The organism is Aeromicrobium alkaliterrae (assembly GCF_039529015.1).
Taxonomy (GTDB): Bacteria; Actinomycetota; Actinomycetes; order Propionibacteriales; family Nocardioidaceae; genus Aeromicrobium; species Aeromicrobium alkaliterrae.
The window spans coordinates 491931-515580 of the sequence record NZ_BAAAME010000002.1 but is presented as its reverse complement, the minus strand read 5'-3'; the positions used below and the strand labels follow the sequence as shown (position 1 = coordinate 515580).

The following is a 23650-nucleotide window of genomic DNA, read 5'->3' as shown; positions in this document are numbered from 1 at the left end:
CGCCTCCCCCGCCCGCCGGGGCGGTGAGTGTTCCACGTGATGGCGGCTCATGCGGTGGATGAGCCACCGGGGTAGGTGGAACACTCACCGCCCATCCCAGGGCGCGGGCGAAAGGTGGAGCACTCACCGCCCCACCAGGGGTGGGGAAGCGGAACGGCCCCCGTCCCCGGGTGGGGACGAGGGCCGTTCGGTGCGGCGTGGCTCAGACGCCGGCGGCCTTGCGGAGGGCGTCGGCGCGGTCGGTGTTCTCCCACGGCAGGCCCGGGCGGCCGAAGTGGCCGTACGCGGCGGTCTGCGCGTAGATCGGACGCAGCAGGTCGAGGTCGCGCACGATCGCGCCGGGGCGCAGGTCGAAGACCTCGAGCACGGCAGCGCGGATCGTCTCGACCGGGACCGTCTCGGTGCCGTAGGTGTCGACGTAGAAGCCGACCGGCTTGGAGACGCCGATCGCGTAGGCGACCTGCACCTCGACCTTGGTGGCCAGGCCCGCGGCGACGACGTTCTTGGCGACCCAGCGCATCGCGTAGGCGGCCGAGCGGTCGACCTTCGACGGGTCCTTGCCCGAGAACGCGCCACCACCGTGACGGGCGTAGCCGCCGTAGGTGTCGACGATGATCTTGCGGCCGGTCAGGCCCACGTCGCCCATCGGACCGCCGATGACGAAGCGTCCGGTGGGGTTGATGTGCAGCTTGTAGCTGCTGGAGTCGATGTCGTACTGCGACAGCACCGCGTCGATGACGTGCTTCTTGATGTCGGTCGGGAGCTGGTTCTCCAGGTCGACGCCGTCCTCGTGCTGCGTCGAGACCACGACGGCCTCGACCCGCACCGGCTTGTCGTCGTCGTCGTACTCGATGGTGACCTGGGTCTTGCCGTCGGGACGCAGGTACGGCAGCGTGCCGTCCTTGCGGACCGCGGTCAGCTGCTCGGCCAGGCGGTGCGCGATCGTGATCGGCAGCGGCATCAGCTCGGGCGTCTCGTCGACCGCGAAGCCGAACATCAGGCCCTGGTCGCCGGCACCCTGCAGGTCGAGCGGGTCGGTGGCGCCACCGACACGACCCTCCTCGGCGGTGTCGACGCCCTGCGCGATGTCGGCCGACTGCGCGTCGAGGGTGATCTGCACGCCGCAGCTCTCGCCGTCGAAGCCCTTGACGGACGAGTCGTAGCCGATCTCGAGGACGCGGTCACGGGCGATGCGCGCGATGTCGGCGTAGGCCTCGGTCGTGACCTCGCCACCGACGATGATCAGACCCGTCGTGATGAAGGTCTCGGCCGCGACACGGCTCTTCGGGTCCTGTGCGAGCAGCGCGTCGAGGACGCTGTCGCTGATCTGGTCGGCGATCTTGTCCGGGTGACCCTCGGTCACGGACTCGGACGTGAAAAGTCGGCTCACAATGCTCCTGGTCTGGTTGAGGCACGGCGGTGTCGGGGAGCGCCCCGTGGCACGAGGCGCGCGCGTGCGACGCCAGGGGCCTCGCACAGTCTAGACAACGTCTCATCTGGTGGTGGGTTATCCCAGGACCTGGGACGAGGTGTCCCTCACGTGAGACGCTCGCCTCAGGTCAGGCGGGTCGCGACCTCGGCCCAGATCGCGTGCGCGAGCAGCGACTTGTGGCCGAGGGCCACGGGGTGCGCGCTGCCGTCGGCCGCGAGGATCACGGCCTCGCTGTCGGCGCGTCCGAAGACCTTGCCCTCGCTGACGTCGTTGACGACCAGCAGGTCGCAGCCCTTGCGGGCCAGCTTGGCGCGCGCGTGGTCGAGCACGGAGCCGTTGGCGTCGCCGGTCTCGGCCGCGAAGCCGACCACGACGGGACTCGCGGTGGCGCCGCGCTGCTGCACGACCTCGACGAGGACGTCGGGGTTCTCGACCAGCTCGATCGTGGGCGCCTGGCCGTCCGGGCGCTTCTTGATCTTCGCGTCGGCGAAGGACGTGGGGCGGAAGTCGGCCGGCGCGGCGGCCATGACCACGGCGTCGGCGCTCGCGGCGTGCTTCAGCGTGGCCTGGCGCAGGTCCTCGGTGGAGACGACCTCGACCAGCTCGACCCCGGCCGGTGCCGGCACCGAGAGGTTGGCGGCGACCAGGGTGACGGAGGCACCGCGGGCGAGCGCCGTCTCGGCGAGGGCGACGCCCTGCAGCCCGGACGACCGGTTGCCCAGGAAGCGCACCGGGTCGAGGTACTCGCGCGTGCCGCCGGCGGTGACGACGACGTGGCGTCCCGCGAGGTCACGCGGGTGGCCTGCCAGCAACGCGACGGCGGCGGCGTAGATCTGCTCGGGCTCCGGGAGGCGTCCCGCGCCCGTGTCGGCCCCGGTCAGGCGACCCACGGCCGGGTCGAGCACCGTGACGCCGCGCTCGCGCAGCGTGGAGACGTTGGCCTGGGTGGCGGCGTGCTCCCACATCTCGGTGTGCATCGCCGGTGCGACCAGCACGGGGCACCGCGCGGTCAGCAGCGTGTTGGTGAGCAGGTCGTCGGCGAGGCCAGCCGCCGCCTTCGCCACGGTGTTCGCCGTGGCGGGCGCGACGACGACCAGGTCGGCGTTCTGGCCGAGGCGCACGTGCGGGACCTCGTACACGTTCTCGAACACGCCCGTCTGCACGGGACGGCCCGAGAGCGCCTCCCAGGTGGCGCGACCGACGAACTCGAGCGCGGCGTCGGTGGGGACCACCGTGACGCCGTGCCCGTTCTCGGTGAACAGGCGCACCAGGAGGGCCGCCTTGTACGCGGCGACTCCCCCGCTGACGCCGAGGACGATCTCGCTCATCGGCCGGGAACCTGGGAGGTCAGGCCTTGGGCTTGCCGTCGGCCGTCGCGGCCTCGGGCTCGATGTCCTCGACCGTCAGCAGGCCCTCGTTGATCTCGCGCATCGCGATCGAGAGCGGCTTCTCCTGCACGTGGGTCTCGACCAGCGGGCCGACGTACTCCAGCAGGCCCTCGCCGAGCTGCGCGTAGTACGCGTTGATCTGGCGGGCGCGCTTGGAGCTGTACAGGACGAGCTTGTACTTGGAGTCCGCCTTGTCGAGCAGGTCGTCGATGGGCGGGTTGGTGATGCCGTGGGCGACGGAACGCGTGGTGGACACAAGGACCTCACAGTGGTCGGTTCGACAGAGTGCAGGGGTGCCTGCAGAGCTGGGGTCAGCCCGCAGCAGGGGCCGATCGGAGCAAGTCTACCAACTCCTGGCACGCCGACTCGACATCGGTGTTCACGATCGTGACGTCGAACTCCCCCTCCGCCGCCAGCTCCTCGCGGGCCGTCTCGAGACGGCGCTCGCGCTCCTCGGCGGACTCGGTGCCGCGGCCGACCAGGCGGCGCTCGAGCTCCTCGAACGACGGCGGGGCCAGGAAGACCAGCAGCGCGTCGGGCATCGCCTCGCGCACCTGCCGAGCGCCCTGCAGGTCGATCTCGAGCAGGGCCGGGCTGCCCGTGCGCAGCTGCGCCTCGACGGCCGCGCGCGGCGTGCCGTAGCGGGCGGCCTTGTGGACGACGGCCCACTCGAGCAGGCCGTCGGTCTCGACCAGGCGGTCGAACTCGGCGTCGTCGAGGAAGTGGTAGTGCTCGCCGTCGACCTCACCGGGGCGCGGAGCCCGGGTGGTGGCCGAGACCGACACCCAGATGTCGGGGTGGTCACGGCGGACGCACGTCGTGACGGTGCCCTTGCCCACGGCCGTGGGACCGGCGAGGACGACGAGACGGGAACCGGCGGTGCCGGCTTCAGTCACGGTGCCCGAACTCCCGCAGGAGCGCCTGGATCTGGTTGGCCCCCAGCCCGCGGAGACGACGGCTGTCGGCGATCCCGATGCGCCGCATGATCTCCTGCGCCTTGACCTTGCCGACCCCGGGCATCGACTGCAGCAGGTCGACGACCCGCAGCTTCGCGACGACCTCGTTGGCCCGCGCCTCGGCGATGACGTCGGCGATCGAGGCGCCGGAGTTCTTGAGCCGGTGCTTGATCTCGGCGCGCAGCTGACGTGCGGCTGCGGCCTTCTCCAGCGCAGCCTGTCGCTGTTCGGCGGTCAACTTCGGAAGCGCCACGCTCTCACCTCGTCCTGGGTAACTGGGTGGCGACGATCCTACTGTCACCGGCCGGTGCCGTTCTACGCACCGGGAGTCTTCAGCGTCACGTCGCACGCGTCAGTGACGTCGTCGGCGATCGCCCGTCGCTGCGTCGCGGTGTCGTTGAACGCCTGGTAGGCGTTGCGCAGCGCTGCGGTGTCGTCCTCGGAGAGGTCGACGACGTCGCCGTGGGTCAGCTCCTCGACCGGGACGCCGGAGACCTGCTCGGCCGCGAGCAGGGCCTCGACCGCGTCCGCGACGGCGGTGTAGTCGTCCTTCACGTCGCCGGTCGCCTGCTTCTCGATCGTGCGCAGGGCCTCCCCCAGCGCCGTCAGCGAGGCCGTCGTCATCGCGACGTCGTCGAGCGCGCCGCGCTGCTCCTCGACCGAGGTGCAGTACGCGCTCGTGCCGCACGAGGACAACAGGGTCGCGGTCGCCAGGACGGCGACACAGGAGGACAGACGGGAGGCGACGCGCACCCTCACGAGGATACGAGCTGCGCGTTGACCTGCTGGGCCGACGCGCGGAGCGCGGCCGGGTCCCGTCCGGCGTTCAGGATGCCGCGCGACGACGACGGGACGACCTGCTCCCAGACCGCGCCGAAGAGGCGTCGCAGGTCGTCGACCGTGCCGCCCTGCGCCCCGAAGCCGGGGACGAGCAGGGGGCCGTCGATCGCGAGGTCCTCGGACGTCTCGCCGATCGTCGCGCCCACGACCGCGCCGAAGGAGCCGAGCGGCGCCGACGAGGCGTTGAGCGCCGCGAGCTGGGCCAGCACCGACCCGGCGACGGTGCGTCCGTCGCCCGCGTTCGCGTGCTGGAACTCCGGGCCCTCCGGGTTGGAGGTCAGCGCCAGGACGAACACGCCCGCGTCGTTGCGGTCGGCCTCGGCGAAGAACGGCTCGAGCGAGCCGAAGCCGAGAAACGGGCTGACCGTGACGGCGTCGGCCGCCATCGGCGCGTCGTCGTCGAGGTAGGCCGCCGCGTACGCCGCCGCGGTGCTGCCGATGTCGCCGCGCTTGACGTCGAGCACCGTCAGCGTGCCGGTGTGCCGGAACTCCTGCAGGAGCCACTCCAGCACCGCGACGCCGCGCGAGCCGAAGCGCTCGAAGAACGCCGACTGCGGCTTGACCAGGCCGACCTGGCCGGCGAACGCCTCGACGCAGACCTCGGCGAAGCGCTCCAGGCCCTCGACCGAGTCACCGACGCCCCACTCCTCGAGCACCGAGGAGTGGGGGTCGATCCCGACGCACAGCGGCCCGTACGCCTGACGCGCCGCCTGCAGCCGCCGCCCAAATGTCATCGAGCAGCGCCCTCGGCCGCCCAGTCCTGCAGCGACTTCACGTCGAGGCCGCCGTCGATCAGGGCCTCGATGCCCTGCACCGCGGCCGCCAGGCCCTGCACCGTCGTGATGCACGGGATGCCCTCGGCGATCGCGGCGGTGCGGATCTCGTTGCCGTCGATGCGCGCGTTGGCGCCCGACGACACGCCGTGCGGGGTGTTGATGATGAGCTGCACGTCCTGCGCGTGGATCTTCTCGACGATCGTCGAGCGGGTCTCGCCGGGCAGCGGCTCCTCCGCGAGCTTGCGGACCTCGGAGGTCTGCACGCCGTGGCGGCGCAGCACCTGTGCGGTGCCCTTCGTCGCGAGGATCTCGAAGCCGAGGTCGGCGAGGCGCTTGACCGGGAAGATCACGTTGCGCTTGTCGCGGTTCGCGACCGATACGAACACCTTGCCGGAGGTCGGCAGGCCGTTCTGGGCGCCCGCCTGGCTCTTGGCGAACGCCGGGCCGAAGCCCGCGTCGAAGCCCATGACCTCGCCCGTCGAGCGCATCTCGGGGCCGAGCACCGTGTCGACGTACGTGCCGTCGTAGGTGCGGAACCGGTTGAACGGCATCACGGCCTCCTTGACCGCGATGGGCGAGTCCTCGTGGATCACGCCACCGTCGCCCTCGGCCGGCAGCACGCCGGCGGCCCGCAGCTCGGCGATCGACTCGCCCAGCATGAGCCGCGACGCCGCCTTGGCGAGCGGGGTGTTGGTCGCCTTCGAGACGAACGGCACGGTGCGCGAGGCCCGCGGGTTCGCCTCGAGCACGAAGAGCGTGTCGGAGGCGAGCGCGAACTGGATGTTGATCAGGCCGCGCACGCCGACGCCGGCCGCGATGGCCTCCGTCGAGGCACGGATGCGGTCGATCTCCAGCGCGCCGAGCGTGATGGGCGGCAGGGTGCACGCCGAGTCGCCGGAGTGGACCCCGGCCTCCTCGATGTGCTCCATGACGCCGCCCAGGAACAGCTCGGTGCCGTCGTACAGCGCGTCGACGTCGATCTCGATCGCGTCGTCGAGGAACCGGTCGACCAGGACCGGGTGCTCCGGCGAGATCTCCGTCGCGCGCTGGATGTAGTCGGCCAGCGTGCCCTCGTCGTAGACGATCTCCATGCCACGGCCGCCGAGCACGTACGACGGGCGCACCAGGACGGGGTAGCCGATCTCGTCCGCGATCGCCTTGGCGCCCTCGAACGTCGTGGCCGTGCCGTGCTTGGGCGCCGGCAGGCCGGCCTCGTCGAGCACCCGGCCGAACAGGCCCCGGTCCTCGGCCAGGTCGATCGCCGAGGGGCTGGTGCCCACGATCGGCACCCCGGCCTCCTCCAGGCCCTTCGCGAGACCCAGCGGCGTCTGGCCGCCGAGCTGCACGATGACGCCCGCGACCGGGCCGGCCGTGCGCTCGGCGTGGTAGATCTCGAGAACGTCCTCGAGCGTCAGCGGCTCGAAGTACAGGCGGTCGGACGTGTCGTAGTCGGTCGAGACCGTCTCGGGGTTGCAGTTGACCATGACGGTCTCGTACCCGGCCTCGGACAGCGCGAGCGCGGCATGCACGCACGAGTAGTCGAACTCGATGCCCTGACCGATGCGGTTCGGACCGCTGCCGAGGATGATGACCGCCGGCTTCTCGCGCGGCGCGACCTCGGTCTCCTCGTCGTAGGACGAGTAGTGGTAGGGCGTCTTGGCGGCGAACTCGGCGGCGCACGTGTCGACCGTCTTGTAGACCGGCCGGATGCCGAGCGAGTGCCGCACGCCACGCAGGACGTCCTCGCGGACGCCGCGGAGCTGGGCGAGCTGCGCGTCGGAGAACCCGTGCCGCTTGGCGCGGCGCAGCAGGTCGGGCCGCAGCTCGACCGCGTCGCGCACCTCCGTCGCGACCTCGTCGATCAGCACGAGCTGGTCGACGAACCACGGGTCGATGCCGGTGGCCTCGTGGACCTCCTGCGGCGTGGCGCCGGCGTGCAGCGCGTGCATCGTGGTCTGCAGGCGTCCGTCGTGCGGACGCGCGATCTCGGCGAGCAGCGCGGCGCGGTCGCCCGGCTGGGTCGGCCAGCTGAGCTGCGCGCCGGCCCGCTCGAGCGAGCGCAGCGCCTTGCCGAGCGCCTCGCTGAAGCTGCGACCGATCGACATCGCCTCGCCGACCGACTTCATGTGGGTCGTGAGGGTGTCGTCGGCGGCCGGGAACTTCTCGAACGCGAAGCGCGGCACCTTCACGACGACGTAGTCGAGCGTCGGCTCGAAGCTGGCCGGCGTGCCGTAGCCACCGGGGGTCGACGTGATGTCGTTGGGGATCTCGTCGAGCGTGTAGCCGATCGCGACCTTCGCGGCGATCTTGGCGATCGGGAAGCCCGTCGCCTTCGACGCCAGCGCGCTCGAGCGCGAGACGCGGGGGTTCATCTCGATCACGACGATGCGACCGTCGGTCGGGTCGATCGCGAACTGGATGTTGCAGCCGCCGGTGTCGACGCCCACCTCACGGATCACGCCGATCGAGATGTTGCGCAGGCGCTGGTACTCGACGTCGGTCAGCGTCATCGCCGGGGCGACCGTGATGGAGTCGCCCGTGTGCACGCCGACGGGGTCGAAGTTCTCGATCGAGCAGACGATCACGACGTTGTCGGCGCGGTCGCGCATGACCTCAAGCTCGTACTCCTTCCAGCCGAGGATCGACTCCTCCAAGAGGACCTCGGTGGTCGGGCTGAGCGCCAGCCCCGAGCCGGCGATGCGGTGCAGGTCGGCCTCGTCGTAGGCCAGGCCCGAACCGCTGCCGCCCATCGTGAACGAGGGGCGCACGACGACCGGGTAGCCGAGCTCCCCGACCGCCGCGAGGCACTCGTCCATCGTGTGGCAGATCGCCGACTTCGCGACCTCCGCGCCCCACTCGGCCGGCAGGTCCTCGACGATCTTCTTGAAGATCTCGCGGTTCTCGCCCTTGTTGATCGCGTCGATCGAGGCACCGATGAGCTCGACGCCGTACTTCTCGAGGATGCCGCGCTCGTCGAGCTGCATCGCGCAGTTCAGGGCGGTCTGGCCACCCAGGGTCGCCAGGACCGCGTCGGGGCGCTCCTTGGCGATGACCTTCTCGACGAACTCCGGGGTGATCGGCTCGACGTACGTGGCGTCGGCGAACTCCGGGTCGGTCATGATCGTGGCGGGGTTGGAGTTGACGAGGATGACCCGCAGGCCCTCCTCGCGCAGCACGCGGCACGCCTGGGTGCCGGAGTAGTCGAACTCGCACGCCTGGCCGATGACGATCGGGCCGGAGCCGATCACCAGGACCGACGAGATGTCGTCACGCTTGGGCATCAGGCCTCCTTCTCGTCGGTGTCGCTGCTGGGGGTGGTGGGGCGGTCGGCGGGCGTGGGCGGCCGGTCCTGCCCGTCAGGTGCCGGGACGTCGAACGGCGGTGGCTCGCTGGCCCACGCGATGACGGTCTCGTCCGCCTGCTCCGGCTCCGCTGCGGGAGCCGGAGCCGGGGACGTCGACAGGTCGAGGTCGTCCGAGGACGGGTCGCCGGCGACCGGGGTCCAGCCCAGTGACTCCGGGGCGACCTCGTCGGCCGGCTCCGGTGCCGGGTCGGTGTCCGGTGCGGGGGCCGGGGGCGGCTCCCACCCCAGGGCCTCGGGAGCCGGGGTCCACCCGAGGTCCTCGGGCTCGGCGGCCTGCTGCGGGTCCGCTCCGGTGCCGGCCAGCAGCGCGGCGAGGTCGATCTCGGCGGGCTGCTCGGTGACCTCGAGCTCCGGCGCGGCCTCGGCCTGGGGCTCGCCCTCGGCGTCCGCCGTGGTCGGCGCGGGCTCCGGGTGGCCGACCGGGGACTCGTCGTCCCAGACCTCGTCCTGCAGCTCGTCCTCCGACTCCGCGACCGGCGCCTCGGCCGGTGCGGCGGCGACGACCGCGGCGCCGCCACGCGGGCGGCTCATCAGGTCGACGAAGCGGTCGAACAGGTACGACGCGTCGTGCGGACCGGCGGCGGCCTCGGGGTGGTACTGGACGCTGAAGGCCGGGGCCTCGAGCAGCGCGATGCCCTCCACGACGTCGTCGTTGAGACCCACGTGCGTCACGTGACCGGGGCCGTAGGGCGTCGAGAACTCACCCGTCAGCGGCGCCTCGACCGCGAAGCCGTGGTTGTGGCTCGTGACCTCGACCTTGCCGGTCGTCAGGTCCTTGACCGGCTGGTTGATGCCACGGTGGCCGTACTTGAGCTTGTAGGTGCCCAGGCCGAGCGCACGACCGAAGAGCTGGTTGCCGAAGCAGATGCCGAAGTACGGCACGCCGGCGTCCAGCACCGAGCGCAGTACCTCGACAGGGCCGTCGGCGGCCGCGGGGTCGCCGGGGCCGTTGGAGAAGAACACGCCGTCAGGACCGCCGGACGTGACGGCCATGATGTCGCCGAACGTCGCGCTGGAGGGCAGGACGTGCACCTCGATGCCGCGCTCGGCCAGCAGCTTGGGGGTCATGCCCTTGATGCCGAGGTCGATCGCGGCGACCGTGAAGCGCTTCTCCCCCACGGCCGGGACGACGTACGTCTCGGTCGTGGAGACCTCGCCGGCCAGGTCGGCGCCCGCCATCGACGGGGCCTTGCGGACCCGCTCGAGCAGCAGGTCGGGGTGCGTCGTGATCGAGCTGATGCCGGCGCGCATCGCCCCGCGCTCGCGCAGGTGACGCGTCAGGGCGCGGGTGTCGATGCCCTGGATGCCGACGACCTGCTGGTGCTCGAGGAACTCGTCGAGCGTGGCCTCGCTGCGCCAGCTCGAGGGCACCCGTGCGGGGTCGCGCACGACGTAGCCCGCGACCCAGACGCGGCTCGACTCGTTGTCGGTCGCGTTGACGCCCGTGTTGCCGATGTGCGGCGCCGTCTGCACGACGATCTGCCGCTGGTACGACGGGTCGGTCAGCGTCTCCTGGTAGCCCGTCATGCCGGTGTTGAAGACGATCTCGCCGATCGTCTCGCCGACCGCACCGTAGGACTCGCCGCGGAAGGTGCGACCGTCCTCGAGGACGAGGATCGCCTCGGTGGGACTACCGGTACTCATGCGCGGACCTCCTGGAGTTGACCGTCGAGGACGATGGGGACGCCACGCAGGAACGTGGCGACGACCCGGCCGGGGAGCTCCCGGCCGGCGTACGGCGTGTTCCGCGACAACGACGCGGTGTCAGCCGGAGTGATCGTACGGGTGGCTTGGTCGTCGTACAGGACGACGTGCGCCGCTTCACCGACGGCGATCGGACGGCCGTGGCCGCCGCCGACGCGACTGATGTGCGCCGGGGCCGCCGACATGCGGTCGGCGACCTGTGCCCAGGTGAGCAGGCCGGTGTCGACCATGGTGTGCTGGACGACCGAGAGCGCGGTCTCGAGGCCGATCATCCCGAAGGCGGCCGCGGACCACTCGCACTCCTTGTCCTCCATGGGGTGCGGGGCGTGGTCGGTCGCGACGATGTCGATCGTCCCGTCCGCCAGACCCTCACGGACGGCGAGGACGTCGTCGGCGGTGCGCAGCGGCGGGTTGACCTTGTAGATGGGGTCGTAGCCGCGCACGAGCTCGTCGGTCAGCAGCAGGTGGTGCGGCGTGACCTCGGCCGTGACGTCCCAGCCCTTGCTCTTGGCCCAGCGGACGATCTCGACCGAGCCGCGGGTCGACAGGTGGCAGACGTGCAGGCGCGAGCCGACGTGGGCCGCCAGGACGCAGTCGCGCGCGACGATCGCCTCCTCGGCGGCCGCGGGCCAGCCCGTCAGGCCGAGCTCGCCGGAGACCAGGCCCTCGTTCATCTGGGCGCCCTCGGTGAGCCGCGGCTCCTGCGCGTGCTGCGCGACGACGCCGTCGAAGGCCTTGACGTACTCGAGCGCGCGGCGCATCAGCACGGCGTCCGACACGCACTTGCCGTCGTCGGAGAACACCCGGACGTCGGCGGCCGAGTCGGCCATCGCCCCCAGCTCGGCGAGCTGCGTGCCACCGAGGCCGACGGTGACGGCGCCGATCGGCTGCACGTCGCAGAACCCGGCCTCACGGCCCAGGCGCCAGACCTGCTCGACGACACCCGCGGTGTCGGCGACCGGATCGGTGTTGGCCATCGCGTGCACGCACGTGAACCCGCCGCGGGCGGCCGCCTGCGTGCCGGTGAGCACGGTCTCGGCGTCCTCGCGGCCCGGCTCGCGCAGGTGCGTGTGGAGGTCAACCAGACCCGGCAGCGCGACGAGTCCCGTCGCGTCGACCACGGTCGCGCCGGCGAGCTCGAGATCGGCACCGATCTCGGTGATGACGCCGTCGGTGATCGCGATGTCGGTGGGCTCGCCGCCGAGGATCCGCGCGTTCCGGATCAGGTACTGCTCGCTCATGAGCCTTCTTCCTCGTTCGTGGCGCCGCCCACCAGCAGGTAGAGGACGGCCATGCGGACCGCGACACCGTTCGTGACCTGCTCGACGATGACCGAGCGGCCGGAGTCGGCGACGTCGGCCGTGATCTCCATGCCGCGGTTCATCGGACCGGGGTGCAGGACGATCGCGTGGTCGGGCAGGCGGTTCATGCGGGTGGTGTCGAGCCCGTAGCGGCGGCTGTACTCGCGCTCGGTCGGGAAGAACGAGGCGTTCATGCGCTCGCGCTGGACGCGCAGCATCATGACCGCGTCGGCCTTCTCGAGGGAGTCGTCGAGGTCGTAGGACGTCTCGACGGGCCAGGCGTCGACGCCGACCGGCAGCAGCGTGGGCGGCGCGACGAGCGTGACGTTCGCCCCGAGCGTGTGCAGCAGGAGCGCGTTGGAGCGCGCGACCCGGCTGTGCAGGACGTCGCCCACGATCGTGACGTTCTTGCCCTGGAGGTCGTTGCCGGTGCCGCCGTCGGGCATCAGGTGCGAGCGCATCGTGAACGCGTCGAGCAGCGCCTGGGTGGGGTGCTCGTGCGTGCCGTCACCCGCGTTGACGACCGCGCCGTTGGTCCAGCCGGCCGCCGCGAGGCGGTGCGGCGCACCGGAGAAGTGGTGCCGGATGACGACCGCGTCGGCCCCCATCGCCTGCAGGGTCAGCGCGGTGTCCTTGAGGCTCTCGCCCTTCGACACGCTCGAGCCCTTGGCCGAGAAGTTGATGACGTCGGCGCTGAGGCGCTTCGCGGCGGCCTCGAACGAGATGCGCGTGCGGGTCGAGTCCTCGAAGAACAGGTTCACGACCGTGCGGCCGCGCAGGGTCGGCAGCTTCTTGATGGGCCGCTGGGCGACGCCCAGCAGCTCAGCCGCGGTGTCGAGCACGCGGACCGCGTCGTCGCGCGTCAGGTCGCCGGCGCTCAGCAGGTGCTTCTTCACGCGGCACCCCCCGGGGCGGCGCCGACGATGCCGACGGAGTCCTCGACGTCGTCGGACTCCGAGAGGCGCACCCGCACCTTCTCGGTGAGCGCGGTCGGCAGGTTCTTGCCGACGAAGTCGGCACGGATCGGCAGCTCACGGTGGCCCCGGTCGATCAGCACGGCCAGCTGCACGGCGCGCGGCCGACCCAGGTCACCGAGCGCGTCGAGCGCGGCGCGGATCGTGCGGCCGCTCATCAGCACGTCGTCGACGAGGACGACGATCTTGTCGTCGACGTCGTCGGGCATCTCGGTGTGCTCCAGCGCCCGCGCCGGCTTGAGGCGCAGGTCGTCGCGGTACATCGTGACGTCGAGCGCACCGGCGGAGATGGTGCGGCCCTCGACCTCACCCATCCGTCGGGCGATGCGCCGGGCCAGCGGGACACCCCGCTTCGGGATGCCGAGCAGGACGACCTCGGCCGAGCCGTGGTTGCGCTCGAGGATCTCGTGCGTGATGCGGGTCAGCGCGCGGGAGATCTCACCGGCGTCGAAGACGTTGCGCACGGGAGGGGAGCCGGCAGGGTCGGTGCGCTCCAGATCAGGGCGCGCGGCAGCATCGGTTCCGTCGTCAGGCGTGACCATGCTGACCTCCTTCTCCGCCTCACGGGACGGCCGTTAAAGGATGTCGTCGTACGGGTGCAGCCTATCAGCGGCACGGCCCGACCCTGAAGCGGCTCGGACGGCTCAAGAGGCCCGCCTCGGGTCCCCCGGCCGCGGCAGCGTCCAGTCGAACCGGATCGCCAGGACGCGCAGCACGAAGGTGACCGCGACGGCCGACCACCGCGCGACGTCGCGGTCGAGATCGGCGGCGTCGAGCGCGACGAACAGCACCGACCCGGCAATCGCGGTCAGCGCGTAGACCTGGCCCACGAGCACGAGAGGTCGCTGCCCCGCGAGAACGTCCCGGATCACGCCGCCCCCGACGCCGGAGATCACGCCGAGCATCACGGCCACGTCACGCTCGATGCCGGCCGAGAGCGCCAGCGTCGTGCCGAGCACCGTGAACACGGCGAGTCCGGCGGCGTCGGCCACCAGCACGACCCGCAGGCTGTCGGGCTCGTGGCGCGGGCTCCAGTGCGAGACCGCGACGACCACGAGCGACACGATGAGGGCGACCCAGATCGGCCACGGCTCCGCGACCCAGCCGACTCCCCCACCGATCAGCAGGTCGCGGATCGTGCCGCCGCCGATCGACGTGATCGTGCCGAGGACGACGATGCCGAGCCAGTCCATCCCGGCGCGCACGGCCACCGCGGCGCCCGACAGCGTGAACGCGACGAGCCCCACGAGCTGCAGGGCCGAGAAGGCGTCGAGGTCGGGCACGACGAGCACGCTAGTGGACCTCGCGACGCCCTGTCGTCAGCAGGCGGCGAGCGACTGGTCGATCAGGTCGTTGAAGACGGTCTGACCGTGTCCGTTGGGGTGGACGCCGTCGGAGGCCGTGACCTCGGGGTGCTGCAGGGCCAGGGCGTTCCAGTCGACCATGTGCACGTTGTCGTGGGTGGCGGCCGCCTCGTTGACGGTGCGCACCGCCTGGTCGGACCACGAGCGTCCGGGGACGGACGGCACGACCAGCGCCACCTGGCGACCTGCGAGCTCGTTGGTCAGCAGGGCGTTCAGGTCACCGGCGTCGATGATGCCGTTGGTGCCGGTCGCGATCAGCACCGTCGGCTGGAGCTGTCCGGCCGCCGCGGTCTGGCGGATCGCACTGGCCACGTCGCCGTACTGCCAGCCGACGGCCGCGACGGCGGTGCTGCCCGGACGCCGGTTGGCCAGGGCCGGCGCGATGGCCACGGTGACGGAGTCGCCGAAGGCGCTGACCGGCGTGCCGACCGGCACCTGCTGGCACAGACGTCCCGGCTGGACCGGCTCGGGAGCCGGCGGCGTCATCGGCTGCGGCACGGACGGCAGGTCGTCGACCGAGTCGACCGCGACCTGCTCCCCCGCGTCCAGCAGAGTCTCGACCTCGGACTCGGCCGGCGCCTGCCACAGGGCTGCACCGGCGAGCACGAGGTACAGGCACGCGATCGTGGCCACGAGGCGTGCGACGACGGCGTCGCGGCCGTCCTTCCCACGCAGCACGGCGAGCCACGAGCGGAGCGTCACCCGGATGCCGTCGCGCCGCATCGGCACCTCGAGGTAGCGGTACGAGACCGCGGAGACCGCGAGCGCGACGACCAGCGCGACGCCGGCGGCGACCTCGGCGTCGTCGGGGTGGGCCAGGCGCACCGCGAACACGATGAGCGGCCAGTGCCACAGGTAGAGCCCGTACGACCGCTCGCCGATCCAGCGCAGCGGCAGCCAGGCGAGGCCCACGGCCACGGGGCCGGGTGTCGCGGCCGCCAGGATCACCGCGACGGCGGCGAGGTTGAGCAGGCCGAGGCCACCGAGGAACGTGATGTCGCTGTTCCAGGCCACGAGCGCTGAGAAGGCACCGATCACGACGAGCCCGAGCACACCGGCGACGGTGCGGCGGGTCGACGACCGAGCGCCGGCACCGTCGGGGCCGGGCTCCAGGAGGTGTGGCACCCGGCTGAGCGCCAGGCCCGCGCCGAGCAGCAGACCGAAGGCGTGCGAGTCCAGGCCCATGTAGGCGCGGTTCGGGTCGCCGGTCTGGTACCAGAACGCCATCAGGCCGACGGAGACGAGCGCGAGCGCGACCGTGACCTGCTGGGTGCGACGGCGCGCCAGCACGGCCAGAGCGGCGACGACGAGGAGCGGCCAGAGCAGGTAGAACTGCTCCTCGATGCCGAGCGACCACAGGTGGTTCAGCAGGGGTGGCAGGTGCTGGTCGGAGTAGGACCAGCCCTGGTGGATCTGGATCCAGTTGCTGGTCCAGGTCAGGGCGCCGACGACCTGGCTCCGCAGGCCCGCACCGGTGTCGTTGCCGACCAGCACCGTCAGGCCCGAGACGACCGCCAGCATCGCGACGACCGCCGGCACGAGGCGGCGCACACGGCGGACCCAGAAGCGGCGCAGCTGCACCCGGCCGACCTGGTTCTTCTCGCGCAGGAGCAGCGTCGTGATGAGGAACCCGCTGAGCACGAAGAACACGTCGACGCCGGCGAAACCACCGGGCAGGCGCGACGGGAACGCGTGGTACGCCAGCACCAGCAGCACCGCGATGCCGCGGAGGCCGTCGAGGCTCGGCAGGTGCGAGCGGGGCGGGGGCGGCGGGACGGTGGTGCTGAGGGTTGCCCGGTCGACCGTGGCAACCGAGGTCACGCCATCGTCTCCGACGTCCACCGCTCCGCGGACCGGGAGGACCGGTCGACGCGAGAAGGGATCAGCGAGGGCATGAGTGGTATCTCATCACGTCACGCAACTCCGGTTCACCTTTTGCCGGGGTGATCCTCGTCGTGTCGCTCGTGGTGCCTGAGATGCCGGGCGAAGACCGTCGGAAAACTCTCGGAGCGACCGGGCGTGGTCGCGGCGGGCGACTGCTCTCCTCAGGCCGGACCGACCGACCGATCAGACTGGAATCGCAGGGAATTATCTGCGTCCACGCCTTGTTCTCGAACGCGTGTTCGAGTATGATCAGAGCATGAGTTCAACGGTCACGGTGCAGGCGCTTCGCGAAGCGGCGCACGCCCTGACCAGCGGCGACCACCGCGCGGCACTCGTGGCGATCCAGACCGCGCAGGACGCCCTGGACGCGGCCAAGGCCCACCACCTGGCCGAGATGGAACGCACCGCGGAGTTCGAGCTCGACGGCTCCTCCACCATCACCGCCTGGGCGCGCCAGTACCTGCGGCTGGAGGCGAAGCAGACCAAGCAGTACCTCGCCGCCGATGCCACGATGCGCGACCTTCCCGCGGTGGCCAACGCTGCCGCGCAGGGCCAGGTCCGCCTGGAGCACGTGAAGATCCTGACCTTCGGCATCAAGCACATCGGGGCCGGGGTCATCAGCAACGCCGAGCCGTGGCTGCTGCCCGTCGCCCGCACCCACGAGCCCAGCAAGCTGCGCCAGGTCGTGCGCAAGCTCCGCGAGGCCCTCTACCCCGAGGAGCTCGACCAGGCCTGGATCGACGGCATGGCCAAGGAGGACATCCACCTGTCCGCCGTGCCAGACGGCTGGCACGTCAACGGCTTCCTCAACACCCTCACCGGCGCGAAGCTCAAGGCCGTCCTCGAGTCGCTTTCGGTCCCCATGAAGGCGGGTGACGACCGCACCGCGGCCGACCGCCGGGTCGAGGGACTCGACCGGCTCCTCAGCTCTGTCCTGGAGAACGGCCTGCCCACCGACAAGGGCATCCGCCCCCAGCTCAGCGTGATCGTCGACGTCGAGACCCTCCACGAGGCCATGACCGCCACCCCGGGCACGGCCCAGCCCGTCGGAGAACCGGCCGAGCTGGCCGGCTTCGGCCCCATCGGCCCCCAGCTGCTGTCCTACCTCGCCTGCACCGGCGAGACCACCCCGATCCTGACCAGCAGCGACGACCTCGACCAGGCCCAGATCCTCAACCTCGGGGACACGATCCGTCTCGCCACCCCCGCACAGCGCAAGGCCGTCATCGCCCGCCAGCGCGGACAGTGCGCCAACCCGGGCTGCACCCACACCCACCTCGAGATCCACCACAGCACCTGGTGGTCCAACGGCGGCACGACCGATCTCGACGGACTCATTGGCCTCTGCACGCGCTGCCACCCGCTGGTCCACCGCGGCCTGCTGGTGATCGAAGCTCTCGGCCAGGGACAGTTCGACCTCACCTCCCGCGACGGCCGCCCTCTCGACCTCCGCCGCCACACCGCGCGCCGACACCTGCGCAAGATCCGCCAGACCACACGCCAGGCGCACGACCGCACCCGACCACTGCGCACGTAGACCGTCAGCCACAGCCGTTTGGTCCCCGTGACGGCACGAAACCGTGGCCGTCTGCTAGGAACGATCCGTGGAGCATCGTGAGAACGACAGCGAATCGTCGCAGTGGTCCGTCCGAGCGAACTTCTGGCGTGGAGACCGTGCGCTCGGCGGAACCATGGTGGTCCACGGTGATCGGTTGGCGTTCACGCCGCACGCCTTCGACCGAGCGACCGGGGGCAGCACCACGTTCACGGTTCCGCTGTCCGAGATTCGCTCGCTCGCAACGGTCCCCCGGAGCGTGACGTTTCCGCGGAGGCGACTGCTGATCGAGACGTGTGACGGCCGCACGGGAGTGTTCCTCATCCCTCGCCAGGAGGAGATCGCGGAGCGCTTGGCCCAGGCCGTCGCAGCGGCCGGCGGGCCGATCGTCGAACCCGATCAGGTGAAGGATCTCCCGGCAGTGGCGCCCGACGACTCACTCGTGATGAGGGTGATGCTCTCCGGATGGCTCCACCTCATCACGGTTCCGCTCTGGACGGCTCTCCTCGTCTCACTCGTTCTCGGATCCTCCGGCCCGTTCGCGATCGCGCTCGCAAGCCTCGTGCTTCTCTCGTCGATCTTCTGGACGATCCGAGGTTTTCTCCGGTCCTCACGAATCCGCCGCGCGAGGGCACCGCACGAGCGCCCACGATCAGGCCGGTGACCTACTCCGTGTGCCAGCCTGTCCCATGGCACGCATCCTCCTGACCCAGATCGACGTGCACTACGGCTTCGTGCGGATCGGCCCGAAGTCGAGCTGGGACCCGTCCGCGCCAGGGACGACCGCTGGCCAGGAGAACGGCCTGATCGGTGCCGCGCTCCCCCACGTCCTGGCGATCATCACCGGCATCCACTCCGGCCAGGTCCGCTTCGTCGTCACCTGGCACGACCTCGCACCGCCGCTCGATCCCGAGGACGAGGAGATCGTCGAGATCTCCTGGACCGTGCCGGACGAGACCCTCACGATCGGCGCCTTCGAGGAGTTCCACGACGTCGCGATGCCTCCTGGACCCAGCCGGGCACGCTTCCGGGCTCGAGGCATGGACGCCGGTCACGAGCTCGACACCTCGGTCGGCTCGCTCGCGCCGGACTCGTACGCGCTCGACCTCTGGGCCGCGCCGTGGGCTCCGGAGGAGATCATCCGCCAGACGAGCGAGCTCGCCGCTTACTCTCACGCTCACGCGAGCGACGAGAGTCCCTGACTCCGGCCCGCTGAGGCCCTACGCGCTCTGCGCGGCCTTGCCCTCGATGACCGCACCGAGGACCCCGGCGACGAACGACGGCGAGTCGTCGGTGCTGAGCTCACGGGCGAGCTCGACGGCCTCGCTGACGGCGACCGCGTCCGGGACGTCCTCGGTGAAGAGGATCTCGAACGCGGCGACGCGCAGCAGGTTGCGATCGACGCCGGGCATGCGGTCGAGCGTCCAGCCGCGAGCGTGCTGGGACAGGACCGCGTCGATGCGCTCCTGGTTCTCGGCCACGCCCTCCACCAGGGTGACGGTGTAGGCGTTGATCGGCGGGTGGTTCGTGACGAGCCGCTCCGGCAGGGAGCCGCCGAGCGACAGCCCCTGCATCTCCGACTCGAACAGGACGTCGAGGGCGCGCTTGCGGTACTTGGTGCGCGCCCCCATCAGTGCCGACCCGTCATGACTTGACGCGGCCGAGGTAGTTGCCGTCGCGGGTGTCGACCTTGATCTTCTCGCCGGTCTCGAGGAACAGCGGGACCTGGATCTCCTTGCCGGTCTCCAGCGTGGCGGGCTTGGTGCCGCCCGAGGAGCGGTCGCCCTGCAGGCCCGGATCGGTGTGCTGCACGAGCAGCTCGACCGACAGCGGGAGCTCGACGTAGAGCACGCGGCCCTCGTTGGTGGCGACGACGGCGTTGGTGTTCTCGAGCAGGTAGTCGGGCGCGGTGCCCATCTGCTCGGGGGCGATCTCGATCTGGTCGAACGTCTGGACGTCCATGAACACGTAGTTCGTGCCGTCGTTGTAGAGGTACTGCATGTCGCGCTTGTCGACCGAGGCCGTCTCGACCTTCGTGCCCGCGTTGAAGGTCTTGTCGACGACCTTGCCGGACTCGACGTTCTTGAGCTTGGTCCGCACGAAGGCGGGGCCCTTGCCCGGCTTGACGTGCTGGAACTCGATGACAGACCAGAGCTGTCCGTCGATGTTGAGAACCAAGCCGTTCTTCAGGTCGTTCGTGGTGGCCATCAGCCAATCTCCAACAAGTCGGTGGGCGCCGGCGTCAGCACCTCGGGGTCCCCCGGGGTGACGCAGACGGTGTCTTCGATGCGCACGCCGCCGCGACCGACCAGGTACACACCTGGTTCCATCGTCAACACAGTGCGAGGGCTGAGTCTACCCGTGCGCGTCGGGCCGAAGAACGGGTCCTCGTGGATCTGCAGCCCGACACCGTGGCCGAGGCCCGTGGTGAAGTGCTCCAGCCACCCCGTGTCCTCCAGATCCTGACGCACCGCGGCGTCGATGTCGGCCGGCGTGGCGTCGACCCTGAGGGCCTCCACACCCAGCGCCTGGGCCTGCCGCACCGCCGCGTGGATCTCACGCTGCCACTCCGCGGACGGTCCCATCACGACCGTGCGCGTGCAGTCGGCGTGATACCCCCCGACCCGGGCGCCGAAGTCGATCTTGAGCAGGTCGCCCCGTTCGACGACCCGGTCGGTCGGCGCGTGGTGCGGGATCGCGGAGTTCTCCCCCGCGGCACAGATCGTCGAGAAGCCCGCTGCCTCGGCTCCGAGGTCGACCATGAGGCGCTCCAGCCCGATCGCGATGTCGCGCTCCGACCGCCCGAGCAGGGGGCCGTCCCAGGTGCGCTGCAGCGCCTCGACCGAGATCGCGCACGCCTGGCGCAGCAGCTCGACCTCGCCCGCGTCCTTGACCGCGCGCAGACGCTCCACGAGCCGACCGGCCGCGATCGGCGGGTGCGTGAGCTCGGCGCCGAGCTCGGCGTGCTGGTCGACGGTCAGGTGGTGCGTCTCGACGGCCCACTGCTCGTCGGGAGCGAGCTCGGCGGCCGGGCCGAGCAGGGTCGGGGCGACGTGCACCCGGACGTCCTCGGTCTCCGCAGCAGCCTGGTCGCGGTAGCGGCCGTCGGTCACCAGCACGGCCGAGCCGTCGGCCGCCAGCAGGAGCGCACCGTTCGACCCGGTGAACCCGGTCAGGTACCGGACGTTCAGCAGGTTCGTGACGAGCAGTCGCTCGGCACCGATCTCGCGCAGCGCCTCCGCGGCCCGCGCACGACGTTCCCCCCGGTCCGTCGACATCGCGATCAGCCGCTGACCGCGCGGTAGGCGCTGCGCAGCAGCGGCTCGTCGGTGACGGGGACGATGCGCGGCGAGGCGAGCCCGTCGAGCACCACGAACCGCAGGGTCGAGCCTCGCGTCTTCTTGTCGAGGCGCATCGCATCGAGCAGCTGCGGCCAGGCGTCGGCTCGGTAGGCCGTCGGGAGCCCGACGAGCTCGAGAGCGGCCCGGTGCCGGTCGACGAGGTCGTCGCCGATCAGGCCCTCGGCTCGCGCCAGCTCGGCCACGAAGACCATGCCGATGCTGATCGCCTCGCCGTGGCGGATCGTGTACCCCTCGTGGCGCTCGATCGCGTGGCCGAGCGTGTGCCCGTAGTTGAGGGCCTCACGGCCGATCGCTCCCCCGGCGCCGCCCGACTCGCGCAGGTCGCCCTTGACCGTCGCGGCCTTGACCGCGATGCCCTTGGCGATCAGGTCGGCCAGGACGTCGGAACGCACGTCGGTGGCGCCTCGCGGGTCGGTCTCGACGAGGTCGAGGATCGACGGGTCGGCGATGAAGCCGCACTTGACGACCTCGGCCAGGCCGCTGCGCACCTCTCGCGGCGTCAGGGTCTGCAACGCGTCGAGGTCGCACAGCACGCCGGCAGGCTCGTGGAAGGCACCGACGAGGTTCTTGCCCTGCGCAGTGTTGATGCCGGTCTTGCCGCCGACGGCCGCGTCGACCATGCCGAGCACGGTCGTGGGCACGTTGACGAAGCGCACGCCGCGCAGCCACGTGGCCGCCACGAACCCCGCGAGGTCGGTCGTCGCACCGCCACCCAGGCCGACGACGACGTCGGAACGGGTGAACCCGGCCTCACCGAGCACGCGCCAGCACTCGGCCAGGACCGCGGAGGTCTTGGCCTGCTCGGCGTCCGGCACCTCGATGACCCGCACCGTCAGTCCGGCGTCGGCCAGCGGCATCCGCAGGGCCGTGGCCCGGTCGGCGACGCTCGGCGCGTGGATGATCGCGACCCGCGCGGCCCCCGGCCCCACGAGGTCCAGCACCTGGCCGCGCAGGCCGCGGCCGATCACGACGTCGTACGGGTGCGACGTCTCAACCCTGAGCTTCATGTGTCTCCTCGAGGAGCTGCAGGACGAGGTCGACGACCTCGTCGGCGGTGTGGGCGTCGGTGCCGACGGTCCACGTCGCGAGCCGGGTGTAGATCGGGCGACGCTCGTCGAGCAGCGCCTTCATGCGCCCGCGCACGTTGCCGACCAGCAGCGGCCGGCTCGCGTTGAGCCCCACGCGCGACGCGGCGCCCGCGAGGCCGACCTCCAGGTGCACGACCCGGTGGTCGGCGAGCAGGGCCTGGGTGGCCGGGCTCAGCACGGCACCGCCGCCGAGCGCCAGGACGCCGTCGTGCTCCGTGAGGGCGGCAGCCACGGCCGCCTCCTCGAGCGCACGGAAGGCCGGCTCGCCGTCGGTCACGAAGATGTCGGAGATCTCGCGCCCCTCGGACGCGACGACGTCGGCGTCGGTGTCGCGGAACCCGAGCCCGAGGCGCTGCGCGAGGGTGGTGCCGACCGTGGTCTTGCCTGCCCCCGGCGCGCCGATCAGGACGACGGCCGGTCGGCCGCCACCGCCTGGGCTCAACGGAACCTCAACGCGGACAGGTAGCCCTCGACGTTGCGGCGCGTCTCCCCCAGGGAGTCGCCGCCGAACTTCTCGAGCACCGCCTCGGCGAGCACCAGGGCCACCATCGCCTCGGCGACGATGCCGGCCGCCGGGACGGCGCAGACGTCGGAGCGCTGGTGGTGCGCCCGGGTCTCCTCGCCGGTCGTGACGTCGATCGTGCGCAGGGCCCGCGGCACGGTGGCGATGGGCTTCATCGCGGCGCGCACGCGCAGGATCTCGCCCGTCGTCATGCCGCCCTCGGTGCCGCCGGAGCGGCCCGTCACGCGCCGGATATTGTCCAGGCCGGTGTCTCCCCCGGGCACGATCTCGTCGTGCGCGAGCGAGCCGCGGGTGCGGGCCAACTCGAAGCCGTCGCCCAGCTCGACGCCCTTGATCGCCTGGATGCCCATCAGCGCGGCCGCAAGGCGGGAGTCGAGGCGGCGGTCCCACGCGGTGTGCGAGCCGAGGCCCGGCGGGAGTCCGTGCACCGCGACCTCGACGACGCCGCCGAGGGTGTCGCCGTCCTTGTGCGCGAGGTCGATCTCGGCGACCATCCGGGCGCTCGTCTCGGGGTCGAAGCAGCGCACGGGGTCGGCGTCGAGGGCGTCGACGTCGCGCTTGGCGGGCACGAGGCCCGCGGGGGCTGCGACGGTGCCGATCTCCACGACGTGCGACACGATCGTGGCGCCCGTGGCCTGCTCGACGAACTGCGCGGCGATCTCGCCCAGGGCCACGCGGGCCGCGGTCTCACGGGCGCTGGCGCGCTCGAGGATCGGACGGGCCTCGTCGAAGTCGTACTTCTGCATGCCGGCCAGGTCGGCGTGGCCGGGTCGCGGACGGGTCAGGGGCGCGTTGCGCTTGAGCCCGTCGAGCACCTCGGGGTCGATGGGGTCGGCCGCCATGACCTGCTCCCACTTCGGCCACTCGGAGTTGCCGATGCGCAGCGCGATCGGGCTGCCGAGGGTGAGGCCGTGACGGACGCCGCCGATGATCTCGAGCACGTCGGCCTCGAACGACATCCGTGCGCCGCGGCCGTAGCCGAGACGGCGTCGCGCCAGGGCGGCGTCGACGTCCTTGGACGTGACGGACACCCCGGCCGGGATGCCCTCGATGAAGGCGGCGAGCGCCGGGCCGTGAGACTCACCGGCGGTGGACCAACGAAGCATGGCGTGATTCTCCCACGACCCCGCGGGAGGTCG

22 protein-coding genes and 1 pseudogene are annotated in these 23650 nt (G+C 71.4%); 3 read left to right on the top strand and 20 right to left on the bottom strand.

Annotated elements, in window-relative coordinates; all coding sequences use genetic code 11:
- Window positions 1-202 precede the first annotated feature (202 nt).
- From metK to ABD127_RS03535, 14 genes and pseudogenes are all read right to left on the bottom strand, one after another.
- Window positions 203-1393, bottom strand: a complete 1191-nt coding sequence (gene metK, locus ABD127_RS03600) for a methionine adenosyltransferase (RefSeq protein ID WP_344199403.1) — start codon at window positions 1391-1393, stop codon at window positions 203-205.
- A 161-nt stretch (window positions 1394-1554) separates the two neighbouring features.
- Entirely contained in the window at window positions 1555-2760 is a 1206-nt protein-coding gene (gene coaBC / locus ABD127_RS03595; protein WP_344197805.1) for a bifunctional phosphopantothenoylcysteine decarboxylase/phosphopantothenate--cysteine ligase CoaBC, read from the bottom strand.
- A 19-nt stretch (window positions 2761-2779) separates the two neighbouring features.
- Window positions 2780-3076, bottom strand: a complete 297-nt coding sequence (gene rpoZ / locus ABD127_RS03590; RefSeq protein WP_344197802.1) for a DNA-directed RNA polymerase subunit omega — start codon at window positions 3074-3076, stop codon at window positions 2780-2782.
- 55 nt (window positions 3077-3131) lie between these two features.
- Window positions 3132-3716: a guanylate kinase gene (gene gmk, locus ABD127_RS03585; protein ID WP_344197800.1), complete on the bottom strand. Its 585-nt coding sequence runs from the start codon at window positions 3714-3716 to the stop codon at window positions 3132-3134.
- Window positions 3709-4029 carry an integration host factor, actinobacterial type gene (gene mihF, locus ABD127_RS03580; RefSeq protein ID WP_344197798.1) on the bottom strand — a complete coding sequence of 107 codons (321 nt, stop codon included), beginning with the start codon at window positions 4027-4029 and terminating at the stop codon, window positions 3709-3711. The genes gmk and mihF overlap by 8 nt, the downstream gene beginning before the upstream one ends.
- Before the next feature lie 62 nt (window positions 4030-4091).
- The gene (locus ABD127_RS03575; RefSeq protein ID WP_344197796.1) at window positions 4092-4529 is read right to left on the bottom strand and encodes a hypothetical protein; all 438 of its coding nucleotides are present in this window, start codon (window positions 4527-4529) and stop codon (window positions 4092-4094) included.
- Between the two features lie 2 nt (window positions 4530-4531).
- A complete protein-coding gene (pyrF, locus tag ABD127_RS03570) occupies window positions 4532-5350 on the bottom strand; it encodes an orotidine-5'-phosphate decarboxylase (RefSeq protein WP_344197794.1) in 819 nt (272 codons plus the stop codon).
- Window positions 5347-8673, bottom strand: a complete 3327-nt coding sequence (gene carB, locus ABD127_RS03565) for a carbamoyl-phosphate synthase large subunit (RefSeq protein WP_344197791.1) — start codon at window positions 8671-8673, stop codon at window positions 5347-5349. Before carB ends, pyrF begins: the two co-directional genes overlap by 4 nt.
- Window positions 8674-9281: 608 nt before the next feature.
- A pseudogene (gene carA, locus ABD127_RS03560) lies at window positions 9282-10400 on the bottom strand (glutamine-hydrolyzing carbamoyl-phosphate synthase small subunit); the annotation flags it as partial.
- A complete protein-coding gene (locus ABD127_RS03555; protein ID WP_344197789.1) occupies window positions 10397-11701 on the bottom strand; it encodes a dihydroorotase in 1305 nt (434 codons plus the stop codon). The gene ABD127_RS03555 and the pseudogene carA, both read right to left, overlap by 4 nt.
- Window positions 11698-12657 (bottom strand): aspartate carbamoyltransferase catalytic subunit, encoded by a 960-nt coding sequence (locus ABD127_RS03550; protein WP_344197787.1) that lies wholly within the window; start codon window positions 12655-12657, stop codon window positions 11698-11700. Before ABD127_RS03550 ends, ABD127_RS03555 begins: the two co-directional genes overlap by 4 nt.
- Window positions 12654-13277, bottom strand: coding sequence for a bifunctional pyr operon transcriptional regulator/uracil phosphoribosyltransferase PyrR (pyrR, locus tag ABD127_RS03545; protein ID WP_344197785.1), 624 nt, complete (start codon window positions 13275-13277; stop codon window positions 12654-12656). The genes ABD127_RS03550 and pyrR overlap by 4 nt, the downstream gene beginning before the upstream one ends.
- Before the next feature lie 102 nt (window positions 13278-13379).
- Window positions 13380-14018 (bottom strand): trimeric intracellular cation channel family protein, encoded by a 639-nt coding sequence (locus ABD127_RS03540; RefSeq protein WP_344197783.1) that lies wholly within the window; start codon window positions 14016-14018, stop codon window positions 13380-13382.
- 36 nt (window positions 14019-14054) lie between these two features.
- The gene (locus ABD127_RS03535) at window positions 14055-15920 is read right to left on the bottom strand and encodes an acyltransferase family protein (protein ID WP_344197781.1); all 1866 of its coding nucleotides are present in this window, start codon (window positions 15918-15920) and stop codon (window positions 14055-14057) included.
- A 319-nt stretch (window positions 15921-16239) separates the two neighbouring features.
- On the opposite strand from ABD127_RS03535, the gene ABD127_RS03530 reads away from it, so the two are divergent.
- From ABD127_RS03530 to ABD127_RS03520, 3 genes are all read left to right on the top strand, one after another.
- On the top strand, window positions 16240-17520 hold the full coding sequence (locus ABD127_RS03530; protein WP_344197779.1) for an HNH endonuclease: 1281 nt from the start codon (window positions 16240-16242) through the stop codon (window positions 17518-17520).
- A 67-nt stretch (window positions 17521-17587) separates the two neighbouring features.
- On the top strand, window positions 17588-18202 hold the full coding sequence (locus tag ABD127_RS03525; RefSeq protein WP_344197777.1) for a hypothetical protein: 615 nt from the start codon (window positions 17588-17590) through the stop codon (window positions 18200-18202).
- A gap of 25 nt (window positions 18203-18227) precedes the next feature.
- The gene (locus ABD127_RS03520; RefSeq protein ID WP_344197775.1) at window positions 18228-18740 is read left to right on the top strand and encodes a hypothetical protein; all 513 of its coding nucleotides are present in this window, start codon (window positions 18228-18230) and stop codon (window positions 18738-18740) included.
- A gap of 18 nt (window positions 18741-18758) precedes the next feature.
- Here ABD127_RS03520 and nusB read toward each other — a convergent pair whose 3' ends face one another.
- Genes nusB through aroC form a run of 6 tightly spaced genes read right to left on the bottom strand, consistent with a single transcriptional unit; the run spans window position 18759 to window position 23617 of the window.
- Window positions 18759-19169, bottom strand: coding sequence for a transcription antitermination factor NusB (gene nusB / locus ABD127_RS03515; protein ID WP_344197773.1), 411 nt, complete (start codon window positions 19167-19169; stop codon window positions 18759-18761).
- Window positions 19170-19182: 13 nt separating this feature from the next.
- Window positions 19183-19746, bottom strand: a complete 564-nt coding sequence (gene efp, locus ABD127_RS03510; protein WP_344197771.1) for an elongation factor P — start codon at window positions 19744-19746, stop codon at window positions 19183-19185.
- Complete coding sequence (locus ABD127_RS03505) at window positions 19746-20816, bottom strand: M24 family metallopeptidase (protein WP_344197768.1); 1071 nt, start codon at window positions 20814-20816, stop codon at window positions 19746-19748. Before ABD127_RS03505 ends, efp begins: the two co-directional genes overlap by 1 nt.
- Window positions 20817-20821: 5 nt before the next feature.
- Entirely contained in the window at window positions 20822-21907 is a 1086-nt protein-coding gene (gene aroB / locus ABD127_RS03500; RefSeq protein WP_344197766.1) for a 3-dehydroquinate synthase, read from the bottom strand.
- Entirely contained in the window at window positions 21891-22430 is a 540-nt protein-coding gene (locus tag ABD127_RS03495) for a shikimate kinase (RefSeq protein WP_344197764.1), read from the bottom strand. Before ABD127_RS03495 ends, aroB begins: the two co-directional genes overlap by 17 nt.
- Window positions 22427-23617: a chorismate synthase gene (gene aroC, locus ABD127_RS03490; protein WP_344197762.1), complete on the bottom strand. Its 1191-nt coding sequence runs from the start codon at window positions 23615-23617 to the stop codon at window positions 22427-22429. The genes ABD127_RS03495 and aroC overlap by 4 nt, the downstream gene beginning before the upstream one ends.
- Window positions 23618-23650 lie beyond the last annotated feature (33 nt).